Consider the following 11,110-nt stretch of genomic DNA (forward strand, 5'->3'; position numbering starts at 1 on the left):
GCTCGATAGCTCAGTCGGTAGAGCAGAGGACTGAAAATCCTCGTGTCCCTGGTTCGATTCCTGGTCGAGCCACCAGGTATGGCGCCATAGCCAAGTGGTAAGGCAGAGGTCTGCAAAACCTTTATTCCCCAGTTCAAATCTGGGTGGCGCCTCCAAAAAAACCTACAAGTTTACTTGTAGGTTTTTTATTTTGCAAATTTTTAAATTTTATTTTGTAAATTTTTAAAGATAATAATATTAAAAATAAAAGTTATTCACATATAAATGAAAAATATCCACAACAAAATTTAATATAGTTGTGGATATTTTTTATGTTTTAGCTAAACATATCTTTTTTATATAGAATAAATGCAGTTACTCCAGTTAAAAGTATTGTAAGAAATATAATAATTTCAAATCCATTAGGATTGTTTTGTAGTGGCAATGCAACGTTCATACCAAATATACCACCTATAATAGTTGGTATAGCCATTAATATAGTAACAGATGCTAATACCTTCATTACTATATTAAGATTATTAGATATAACAGAAGCAAAAAAGTCCATAGTACTAGATAAGATATTGCTATAAATATCAGTCATTTCTATGGCCTGTTTATTTTCTATTATTACATCTTCTAGAACATCTTGATCATCTTTATATTTTTGCATTATTTCTAATTTCAACATTTTTTCAAGTGTTATTTCATTAGCTTTAAGAGATGTAGAGAAATAAACAAGAGACTTTTCTAGAGAATGTAATTGTATTAATTCTCTATTTTTCATAGATTTATGGAGTCTTTTTTCAATCATTACACTTTTTTTATCAATTTGTCTAAGATATAGCAAATAATATGTAGATATTCTATTTAATATTTGAAGAATAAATCTTGATTTTTTAAAGGAAAAGAATGATTTTACTCTACCATTAATAAAATCAGTTATTATTCTACTATTTTTTAGACAGATAGTTATTATTTCTTTTTCAGAATGAATAATTGCAAGTGGATATGTATCATAAGTTAAAGAATTATCCTCCATTTCAGTAAATGGAATATCAACTACAACTAATGTAAATCCATCTTCAAAATCAATTCTAGAAGTTTCTTCATCATCTAGGGGTGCTCTTAAAAAGCTTAAGGGTACTCCTGTTTTTTTGGAAATTAAAATTAGCTCTTCTTCAGAAGGAGCAACTATGTTTATCCAACATCCATTTTCAATACTATCTAAAACTTTCAGTGATGAATTTGTTTCACTTACACTTTTGTATATTTGAATCATAAATGTTACCTCGCTATCAATAAATGAAATATATATTTAGATTATAACACAATAAGCTAATAATAATGCTTAATAGTTAGATTAATAAAGATATTCCAATATATTTATTGAATAATGGACAAGATAAACTAATAATCCAAAATTCAAGGTTTGTAATTAGCTTTAGAAAGTTAGTATAATCAAAATATTGTCATGAGAAATAATATAGGTATTTAGAGGAGTTTCAATGATGCATAAGGAAATTAAAGAAGGTAAAAAAACAGTTGCAATAATTATATCATTATTAACAATTACTGTAGCGCTATACATATATCAGTTTTCTAAGATGACTTTTGGAAAAAGCATTACTGAAGAAATAGGTATAGAAGTTATTTTAGTTATATTGACACTAATAGTTTTAATTAAGGAAACTAGGAAATGCAACATGGCATATAAGTATTGTGTTATATCGGACAAGCTAATAATTAATAAAATAAATAGTAAAGTAGAAGAAAATGTTGAGAGTTTAAAGATAAAGGATATAATTTATATTGGAGAAAAAGCTAATGTCCCTAAAGAATATAATAAATGTAAATGTAGTAGACATTATATTAGAAAATTTGATAGAAATAAAAAGTTTTTATGTATATATAAAAAGCAAGGGAAAATATATAAATTTATATTTGAGCCTAGTGATGTTTTAATAGATCGTATAAAGCATTCAATATAGAGTAAACAATAAAAGATGAGATGGCGAATAACCATCTCATCTTTTATTGTTTAAGTAAGCAAATAATTAATATAAGCTTTATATTATAGTAGTATGTGTTAAATTTTTATAAAAATACTGAGTGATTTTAAGTATAGATAATAAGTAATGGGACAGAATTAGTAAATAAAGGGAGGAGAGTATATGGATATTAGTAATAAAGATATATGGAGAGATGATAAAAAATATTGTATAATATGTGAGAAAGAAAACAAAGAAAGTGGAATTCAAATAATGAATAACTTTATTTGTGAAGAATGTGTACAAAGAATGAATATTATTGATGTGAGTAGCGATGAATATGAAAATGTAAAAAATAAATTAATGAAAGCTATAGCATCAAGGATTTCAAATTTAAAAGATTCGGATTAATAATTGTATTTGAAAGTGAAAGGAAGAACAAGGATGGGTAAAGGAAAATTAATAATTATAGAATCAGGTTCAGATGCTAGCGGAAAAGCAACCCAATCTGAAAGATTATATGAAAGATTAATTAGTGAAGGTAAGAAATGTATGAAAATTACTTTCCCAGATTATGAAAGTGATTCTTCAGCTCTTGTAAAAATGTATTTAAATGGAGATTTCGGAAAGAATCCTAATGACGTAAGTCCTTATGTATCGTCCACTTTTTATGCTGCAGATAGATATGCTTCATACAAAACTAAATGGGGTGAGTTTTATAATAGTGGAGGAATAATAATTAGTGACAGGTATACAACTTCTAATATGGTACATCAAGCAGCTAAGATAGAGAGCCCTGAAAAGGAGAAATTCCTTGAGTGGTTATATGACTTAGAATTTAATATATACGGTATTCCAACACCAGATGAAGTAATATTTTTAGATGTTGAGCCTGAAGTAAGCCAGGAGCTTATGAAAAATAGAATGAATAAATTTACTGGGGAAGAAGATAAGGATATACATGAAAGTAATAAAGAGTACTTAATTAATTCATATAACAATTCATTATATGTTGCAGATAAATATAATTGGAAAATTGTAAAATGTTGTAATAGCGGTAAGCTAAGATCTATAGAAGATATAAATAATGAGATTTATGATAAGATAAAAAATTATATATAGTATTAAATAAGAGTTGTTTGAAGTTGGATTATTTAATATATAAAATAATCTTAATTTTAAATAACTTTTTTTAATTTTAAATAAAGAAAATTATTCTTTGTATATTTATTTAAAAATAGTAAAAAATAAATATTTATTAAGCTATAGCGAAAATAATTAATAATATTAAAGTTAATAATTATTTTGTAGTTAGTTAAACTTATATTAATTTTAATTATAATAGTAGTAGAATATGAATATAAATTTTCATATAATAAATTATTTAAAGAGAAAATTTAGTAAATTATTATGTATTTATGATAAAATATAAGAGAATAAATTATTAGCTTGTTAGTGGAGGTATGTGGTATGAAGTTGGTATTAGCTATAGTTCAAGATGATGATGCTATAGACTTAATTGAAGAGCTTACTGATAAAAATTTTAGGGTAACTAAGTTAGCTACAACTGGAGGTTTTTTAAAATCAGGTAATACGACTTTAATGATAGGGGTTGAAAAGGAAGTAGTTAAAGAAGTAGTTAAAGTAATAGAAGATGTGTGTAAGAGAAGAAGAGAAATGGTTTCTGCACCTACTCCAAGCACTATTGGAAGTGGCTCAGGAATGTATATGCCTTATCCAATTGAAGTTGAAGTTGGAGGAGCTACAGTATTTGTTTTAGATGTTGATCAATTTTACAAGGTATAAGTAAGTTAATAAGGAGGTGATGGTGTGAGAAAATTTATAGGATATGAGACTTTGATTAATAATTTTAAAGATAGATGTATGAATAATACTCTTTCTCATGCTCACCTCATAGCAGGAGAAGATGGAATAGGAAAAAGTAACTTAGCTAATATATTAGCTAAGTTAATATTAAATGGCGAACTTGATAGAGAATACGTTGATATTATAAATTATAGTAGTAGTAAAGCATCCTTTGGAGTAGATGATGTAAGAAATATAATTGAAGAAGTATCAAAAAAGCCTTTTGAGGGAGAAAAGAAGGTAATTATAATACATGAAGGAAATAAATTAACTATTCAAGCTCAAAATGCACTTTTAAAAACTATAGAAGAGCCGCCGATAGGAGTTCACATAATAATATTATGTGAAAGCTTGGAATTAATTTTAGATACTATAAAATCTAGATGTGAAATTTATAAGTTAACTCCTTTAACTAAGGAAGAATTATATGAATATATAAGAATTAAAAAATTCGATTTTAATGAAAATGATATAAAATCAGCTATAGCATTTAGTGAGGGAATTCCAGGAAGAGTAGATAGATATTTTAATGATAATAATTTAAAAGAACTTAGAAGTAAGATAATAGAATTAATAAGAGATTTAAATAAAAATAATGTTGAGATTATATTACAACATGAAGAAAATTTTATTGGGTTAAAGGATAATAAGGAAGAAGTATTAAATATTCTAGGGGGATTTATAAGGGATATTTTAATACATAAGGAAGTTGAAAATAAGAATTTTATTATAAATGGTGATAAAATTGATGACATAAATGAGCTTACTAAAGAAATGTCCTTTAGAAAGCTAAATAACATGATAATGACTATAGAAGAAGCAAGAAGAAATATTAAGAGTAATGTTAGTTGGGCAATGACGTTACGAGTAATGTTAATGGGCTTTATGGAGGGTTAATAATGATAAAAGTAGTCGGGGTTAGATTTAAAAAAGCTGGGAAAATATATTATTTTGATCCAGTTGATATGAATATACAAAAAGATACTTACGTAGTTGTTGAAACAGCAAGAGGTATAGAATTTGGGGAATGTGTAATTGGAATAAAAGAAATAAGTGAAAATGATATAGTTGCACCTTTAAAAAGTGTTTTAAGAATAGCAACTGATGAGGATATAAATAAGCATTTTAAAAATAAAGATAAAGAAAAAGATGCATTTGATATTTGTTTGAAAAAAATTCAAGAACATGGATTAACAATGAAGCTTATAGATGTAGAGTATACATTCGATAATAATAAAGTAATTTTTTATTTTACAGCTGATGGAAGAGTTGATTTTAGAGAGTTGGTTAAAGATTTAGCGACAATATTTAAGACTCGTATCGAATTAAGACAAATTGGAGTGAGAGATGAGGCTAAAATGCTTGGAGGACTTGGACCTTGTGGAAGACCAATGTGCTGTTCAACATTTTTAGGCGATTTTGCATCTGTTTCTATAAAAATGGCGAAGGAGCAAAATCTATCTCTTAATCCAACAAAGATATCAGGAATATGTGGAAGATTAATGTGTTGTTTAAATTATGAACAAAGCACTTATGAAGATATTAGAAAGAGAATGCCTAAGGTAGGATCAATTGTTAAGACTAGCGAAGGAACTGGAGAAGTATTCTCAAATAATACAGTTAAAGAAAGTGTTAAGGTTAAACTTAAAAAAGGTGAAGAAGAAGTTCTAGAAGAGTTTAAAATAGAAAATGTTGAACTTATAAAGGGGCATTATGAGGATTCTATAGATGATGATGATATAAAATTAGAAATAGAATCAGAAGAAGATAGAAAGTTAATTAAAAATCTTATAAAGGGTAACTAAGGAGGAAATTTAATGAAATCACTAGTTAGAATTTATAATTTAACTAACTATGAAGATATTATTAAAATTAAAAGTCTGGTTAGTAATTATAATGGTATTCTTGCGTGTGAAATTAATTTAAATAAAAAAGAGGTTAATTTAGTATATGATAGCTTAAGTGTAGCTATATATGAGATAATAGCTTCTATTGAGAATGCTGGGTATATGGTAATTTAATTAAGAATATGTTTATTAAAAGAAAGGCACTTTAACTTTCCCTTTAAAAAGAAAAATTAGTATGATAAAATAATATTTGTATTAATTAAATACATGGGGGAGGTGTTTTTAATGGCATATTCAATTAATGATTCATGTGTTAACTGTGGTGCTTGCGCAGCAGAATGTCCAGTTAACGCTATAAGCCAAGGGGATACTCAATTCGTTATTGATGCAGATACATGTATCGATTGTGGAAACTGTGCAAATGTTTGCCCAGTAGGAGCTCCAGCTGAAGCTTAATAAAATTTTAGAGTCGTCAATTTGACGGCTCTTTTTTTATGTAAAAATATTTAGCTTGTAATAATTGCGGAGGGTTTAAGAAAAAATAAATTCGGATACAATAGGAGGTAGTAATAGCAATTATTATTAGTCTAACATACAATAGTATATTTACCTAAAATAAAATAATTATTACATAGACATTAAAAAAAAAATTATATATAATTAAAGTCAAATAAGGTCAAAGTACGTTTAGGAAGGTGAAATTGTGGCAAGAATTTCAGATATAATAGCACAGTTTATTAATGACATGATAGAAGACGAGAAAAATAAGGAGGTAGTTATTCAAAGAAATGAATTAGCTGATAAGTTTAATTGTGCGCCATCTCAAATTAATTATGTATTAACAACAAGATTTACAACTGAAAAAGGATATTTAATTGAAAGTAGAAGGGGTGGAGGCGGATATATAATAATCAAAAGAGTAGAATATAATAGTAAAGATAAAAAATTAGATGCAATAAATAAAGCTATAGGAAATAGTCTAACTTATAATGGGGCAGTATTATTAATCCAACACTTATATGACACTAATATAATAACTAAAAGAGAGTTTGAAATTATTAAGATGTCTATAAATGAGAGAACATTATCAGCTGCTGAAGATAAAAATAAGCTAAGAGCAGAAATACTTAAGGGTATCATAATGGTTATTTTATCATAATAATTATAATAGATATAAGAAAATAATTATGGTAAAGAGGGTTGGATCATATTTACACAATTTAATAATAATTTGTATAGCAATCTATATTAAATTATATTTGGAGGTGACACTATGATTTTTGGGAGGTTTACAGAAAGAGCACAAGTTGTTTTAGTAGAAGCACAACAAGAGTCTCAAAATTTTAAACATGGGTATATTGGAACTGAACATGTTTTATTGGGAATATTAAAGGAAAATGGATATGCAGGTCAACTTTTATCGGGTAAAGGAGTTACTATTGAAAAAGTAAGAAAGATGACTGAAGATTATTTAGGATTTGGAGATGATGAGGTTTCTAATGGAGAGATGTTATTAACTCCAAGGGCTAAGAGATTATTTGATGATAGTTTAGATATAGCAAGAAAGTATGGGCATAGTTTTATAAATCCAGAACATATATTGATGGCCCTTGTTAATGAAGGTGAGGGTGTTGCTTATACTATTTTAACAAGTGGTAAAGTAGATTTAAGTACACTTAAGCAAGAGTTAGATAAATATATATCTGGAAATGAACTTAGAGAGAATAAAAAATCCATCCCAAAAGAGAAAAAACAAAATAAAACACCAGCTTTAGATCAATATAGTAGAGATTTAACACAAAGCGCAAGTGAAGGTAAGTTAGATCCAGTTATAGGAAGAGATGAAGAAACACAAAGGGTTTTAGAAATCTTATGTAGAAGAATAAAGAATAATCCTTGCCTAATAGGTGAGCCAGGCGTTGGTAAAACCGCTATAATAGAAGGATTAGCTCAAAAAATAGTATCTGGGGATGCACCAGAAAGTCTAAGGGATAAGAGGCTTTTAATATTAGATATTACATCAATGATTGCAGGTGCTAAGTATAGAGGTGAGTTTGAAGAGCGTCTAAAAAAGGTAATGAATGAATTAAAAAATGAAGAAGATATAATAATTTTCATAGATGAAATTCATACTATAGTTGGTGCTGGAGGCGCAGAAGGCGCTATAGATGCCTCTAATATATTAAAACCAGCATTAGCAAGAGGAGAAATAAAGTGTATTGGTGCCACAACAATAGATGAATATAGAAAGCATATAGAAAAAGATGCAGCTTTAGAAAGAAGATTTCAAACAGTAAATGTAGAACCACCAACTAAGGAAGAGACTTTAAATATTTTATTTGGGTTAAGAGATAAATATGAATCTCACCATAAGGTTAAAATTACCGATTCAGCTTTGTATATGGCTGTTGATTTAGCAGATAGATATATAAGTGATAGATATATGCCAGATAAAGCAATTGATTTAATTGATGAAGCAGCTGCTAAGGTTAGGATTTCAAGATTAACTCTTCCACCAGAAATTAAGCAAAAGGAACTAGATATTGAAAAGATTATAAATGAAAAGGAAGATACTATAAGAAATCAAGATTTTGAAAAGGCTGCAAATTTAAGAGATAAGGAAAAACAACTAAGAGAAGAGTTTGAAAAAATTAAAAATGAATGGAGAACTCATAGTTGTACTGAAGTACAAATTGTTGATGAAGATGATATTGCAAAAGTAGTAGCAATTTGGACTAAGGTTCCAGTAGCAAGATTAACGCAAAAGGAATCTGATAAGCTATTAAATTTAGAAGAAACATTAAGAAAAAGAGTTGTTGGGCAAGAAGAAGCTATAAAAGCATTAACAAGGGCTGTAAAGAGAGCTAGAGTAGGGCTTAAAAACCCTAATAGGCCTATTGGAACTTTTATTTTTTGCGGACCTACTGGAGTTGGTAAAACAGAACTTTGCAATGTTTTAGCAGAAGTTATGTTTGGAAAAGTAAGCAATTTAATTAGAATAGATATGTCGGAGTATATGGAAAAGCATTCTGTTTCAAGATTAATTGGAGCTCCTCCAGGATATGTAGGATATGAAGAAGGAGGGCAATTATCAGAAGCTGTAAGAAGGAAGCCATATTCAGTTGTGTTATTGGATGAAATTGAAAAAGCACATCCAGATGTATTTAATATTTTACTTCAAATAATGGAAGATGGAAGATTAACAGATGGAAAAGGTAAAACTATAGATTTTAAAAATACAATAGTTATTATGACCTCAAATGTAGGAGCTCAAAAAATAAAGACACAAAGAAGAGTTGGATTTGATACTGCATCAAATTCAACACAAGCAGAATATGAAAAAATTAAGGAAATAGTATTAGAGGAATTAAAAACAGCATTTAAGCCAGAATTTTTAAATAGAGTAGATGATACTATAGTATTTAACCAACTCAAGGAAGAAGATACATTGGAAATAGTAAATATAATGCTAAAAGATACTATCAATAGATTAAAAGAAAAAAATATTGATTTAATTTATGATGAGGATTTAAATAAATTCTTAGTTACTAAAAATAAGAATTTAGACTTTGGAGCTAGACCGTTAAGGGGAATAATAAATAGAGAAATAGTGGATAAATTAAGTGATGAACTATTAAAAGGTGAAATTAAAGTTGGTGATAAATTAAGGGTTGAATGTAAAGATGAAGGATTAATTTTTTCACACAGATAGAAGTTAATAAAGTATTAATAGTAAAAAGGATTGTTAAATTTAAAGACTGAAGTTTGGTCTTAAATTTAATAGTCCTTTTTTGCTAAAAAATAAAAGGTAATTTAATAAATACCTATTTAGAAGGGAAAAATAAAAAAAATACTTATAGAATAGGAGTGAAAATATGTTTAGCAATTTAGTAGGAGAAGAAAGAAAGTTTCGCAATCTTATTAATGGACAATGGTGTAATAGTAAAAGTAAGGAATTTATTGAAATTAGATCACCTATTAATCAAGAAATAGTAGGAAAAGTACCCGCAATGACAAGAGAAGAAGTTGATGAAGTTATACAGATTGCAGTTAATGCTAGAGAAAAATGGAAGGAAACTCCTATTAATGAAAGAGCAAGAATATTATATAAGGCTGCAGATTTATTACAAGAGCGTATAGTTGATTTAAGTGATATTTTAATTCGTGAAATTGCTAAGGATAGAAAGAGCGTAGAGTCAGAAATTAATAGAACAGCAGATTTTATTAGGTTTACAGCTGATACATCAAAAGGTATCTATGGAGAAAGTATTCAGAGTGATAATTTCCCGGGATTTGATAAAAAGAAATTATCTATTGTTGTAAGAGAACCAGTAGGTGTAGTTTTAGCAATCTCTCCATTTAATTATCCGATAAATTTAGCTGCATCTAAAATTGCACCGGCTTTAGTAGCCGGTAATACTGTAGTTTTAAAACCTGCGACTCAAGGAAGTTTATGTGGTTTATATTTGGCTAAAATATTTCAAGAGGCAGGTATACCAGATGGTGTATTAAATACTATTACAGGAAAAGGAAGTGAAATAGGAGATTATATAGTTACTCATCCTGCTATAGATTTTATAAATTTTACAGGAAGTAGTGAAGTTGGAATGAGAATAGCTAAAATAACTAGTATGGTTCCATTATTAATGGAGCTTGGAGGAAAGGATGCTGCTATAGTTTTAGGGGATGCAGATTTAGATTTAGCTGCAAAAAATATAGTAGATGGTGCATATTCTTATTCAGGACAAAGATGTACGGCGGTAAAAAGAGTATTAGTAGAAGAATGTATAGCTGATGAATTAGTAGAAAAAATAAAAGGGTTAGTAGAAAAACTTAAAGTTGGTAATCCTAATAATCAAGATGTTTCAATAGTTCCACTCATAGATGAAAAAGCTGCCGATTTTGTATGGGATATTATAGAAGATGCTAGAAATAAAGGAGCTCACTTGATAGTAGGTGGAAAACGTGAGAAGAATATTATTTATCCAACCTTATTTGATTATGTTACAACTGATATGAGATTAGCTTGGGATGAACCTTTTGGGCCAGTATTGCCAATAATACGAGTAAAAGATAAAGATGAAGCAATAAGAATAGCTAATCAATCACAATATGGATTACAATCATCAGTCTTTACTAATAATTTAGATAATGCTTTTTACGTAGCTGATAAATTAGAAGTAGGAGCAGTGCAAATAAATAATAAGACTGAAAGAGGACCAGATCATTTTCCTTTCTTAGGAGTTAAGTCATCTGGTATAGGAGTACAAGGTATAAAATATTCTATTGAAGCAATGACAAGAATAAAAGGAGTTATATTAAATTTAAAAAAGTAAGGTTATACCTTACTTTTCAGTTTGTTGAAAAACCCCCTGTTTAAAAACAGAGGGTTTTTCTATTATTAGTTGTGGATAAAATTTAAAATTC

The 11,110-nt window shown here is 28.0% G+C and carries 12 protein-coding genes and 1 tRNA gene; 12 read left to right on the forward strand and 1 reads right to left on the reverse strand.

Going from position 1 to position 11,110, the window contains the following annotated elements:
* Nucleotides 1-80 precede the first annotated feature (80 nt).
* Nucleotides 81-155, forward strand: a tRNA-Cys gene (locus HCG76_RS18315).
* A gap of 161 nt (nt 156-316) precedes the next feature.
* Here HCG76_RS18315 and HCG76_RS18320 read toward each other — a convergent pair.
* Nucleotides 317-1,261, reverse strand: coding sequence for a magnesium transporter CorA family protein (locus HCG76_RS18320; RefSeq protein ID WP_221701714.1), 945 nt, complete (start codon nt 1,259-1,261; stop codon nt 317-319).
* 226 nt (nt 1,262-1,487) lie between these two features.
* Here HCG76_RS18320 and HCG76_RS18325 point away from each other — a divergent pair, with 226 nt between their 5' ends.
* The 11 genes from HCG76_RS18325 (at nt 1,488) to HCG76_RS18375 (ending at nt 11,019) form a co-directional block, all read left to right on the forward strand.
* Entirely contained in the window at nt 1,488-1,970 is a 483-nt protein-coding gene (locus HCG76_RS18325) for a hypothetical protein (protein WP_221701713.1), read from the forward strand.
* Between the two features lie 183 nt (nt 1,971-2,153).
* On the forward strand, nt 2,154-2,381 hold the full coding sequence (locus tag HCG76_RS18330; RefSeq protein ID WP_221701712.1) for a sigma factor G inhibitor Gin: 228 nt from the start codon (nt 2,154-2,156) through the stop codon (nt 2,379-2,381).
* Nucleotides 2,382-2,414: 33 nt separating this feature from the next.
* Nucleotides 2,415-3,092 (forward strand): dTMP kinase, encoded by a 678-nt coding sequence (locus tag HCG76_RS18335; RefSeq protein WP_221701711.1) that lies wholly within the window; start codon nt 2,415-2,417, stop codon nt 3,090-3,092.
* A gap of 348 nt (nt 3,093-3,440) precedes the next feature.
* A complete protein-coding gene (locus HCG76_RS18340; RefSeq protein WP_221701710.1) occupies nt 3,441-3,776 on the forward strand; it encodes a cyclic-di-AMP receptor in 336 nt (111 codons plus the stop codon).
* 24 nt (nt 3,777-3,800) lie between these two features.
* The gene (locus HCG76_RS18345; RefSeq protein WP_221701709.1) at nt 3,801-4,733 is read left to right on the forward strand and encodes a DNA polymerase III subunit delta'; all 933 of its coding nucleotides are present in this window, start codon (nt 3,801-3,803) and stop codon (nt 4,731-4,733) included.
* A gap of 2 nt (nt 4,734-4,735) precedes the next feature.
* Entirely contained in the window at nt 4,736-5,641 is a 906-nt protein-coding gene (locus tag HCG76_RS18350) for a PSP1 domain-containing protein (protein WP_221701708.1), read from the forward strand.
* A gap of 12 nt (nt 5,642-5,653) precedes the next feature.
* Nucleotides 5,654-5,857 (forward strand): heavy-metal-associated domain-containing protein, encoded by a 204-nt coding sequence (locus HCG76_RS18355; protein WP_221701707.1) that lies wholly within the window; start codon nt 5,654-5,656, stop codon nt 5,855-5,857.
* Nucleotides 5,858-5,968: 111 nt separating this feature from the next.
* Complete coding sequence (locus HCG76_RS18360) at nt 5,969-6,139, forward strand: DUF362 domain-containing protein (protein ID WP_195468517.1); 171 nt, start codon at nt 5,969-5,971, stop codon at nt 6,137-6,139.
* A gap of 247 nt (nt 6,140-6,386) precedes the next feature.
* Nucleotides 6,387-6,842 carry a CtsR family transcriptional regulator gene (locus HCG76_RS18365; RefSeq protein ID WP_221701706.1) on the forward strand — a complete coding sequence of 152 codons (456 nt, stop codon included), beginning with the start codon at nt 6,387-6,389 and terminating at the stop codon, nt 6,840-6,842.
* A gap of 114 nt (nt 6,843-6,956) precedes the next feature.
* On the forward strand, nt 6,957-9,395 hold the full coding sequence (locus HCG76_RS18370; RefSeq protein WP_221701705.1) for an ATP-dependent Clp protease ATP-binding subunit: 2,439 nt from the start codon (nt 6,957-6,959) through the stop codon (nt 9,393-9,395).
* Nucleotides 9,396-9,558: 163 nt separating this feature from the next.
* Nucleotides 9,559-11,019, forward strand: a complete 1,461-nt coding sequence (locus HCG76_RS18375) for an NADP-dependent glyceraldehyde-3-phosphate dehydrogenase (protein ID WP_221701704.1) — start codon at nt 9,559-9,561, stop codon at nt 11,017-11,019.
* Nucleotides 11,020-11,110 lie beyond the last annotated feature (91 nt).

The organism is Clostridium sp. K13 (genome assembly GCF_019734195.1).
Taxonomy (GTDB): domain Bacteria; phylum Bacillota; class Clostridia; order Clostridiales; family Clostridiaceae; genus Clostridium.

Excerpts from the sequence above, each read along its gene's own strand:
- HCG76_RS18320 (WP_221701714.1), bottom strand. The coding sequence starts at position 1,261 with ATGATTCAAATATACAAAAGTGTAAGTGAAACAAATTCATCACTGAAA.
- HCG76_RS18325 (WP_221701713.1), top strand. The coding sequence starts at position 1,488 with ATGATGCATAAGGAAATTAAAGAAGGTAAAAAAACAGTTGCAATAATT.
- HCG76_RS18330 (WP_221701712.1), top strand. The coding sequence starts at position 2,154 with ATGGATATTAGTAATAAAGATATATGGAGAGATGATAAAAAATATTGT.
- HCG76_RS18335 (WP_221701711.1), top strand. The coding sequence starts at position 2,415 with ATGGGTAAAGGAAAATTAATAATTATAGAATCAGGTTCAGATGCTAGC.
- HCG76_RS18340 (WP_221701710.1), top strand. The coding sequence starts at position 3,441 with ATGAAGTTGGTATTAGCTATAGTTCAAGATGATGATGCTATAGACTTA.
- HCG76_RS18350 (WP_221701708.1), top strand. The coding sequence starts at position 4,736 with ATGATAAAAGTAGTCGGGGTTAGATTTAAAAAAGCTGGGAAAATATAT.
- HCG76_RS18355 (WP_221701707.1), top strand. The coding sequence starts at position 5,654 with ATGAAATCACTAGTTAGAATTTATAATTTAACTAACTATGAAGATATT.
- HCG76_RS18360 (WP_195468517.1), top strand. The coding sequence starts at position 5,969 with ATGGCATATTCAATTAATGATTCATGTGTTAACTGTGGTGCTTGCGCA.
- HCG76_RS18370 (WP_221701705.1), top strand. The coding sequence starts at position 6,957 with ATGATTTTTGGGAGGTTTACAGAAAGAGCACAAGTTGTTTTAGTAGAA.
- HCG76_RS18375 (WP_221701704.1), top strand. The coding sequence starts at position 9,559 with ATGTTTAGCAATTTAGTAGGAGAAGAAAGAAAGTTTCGCAATCTTATT.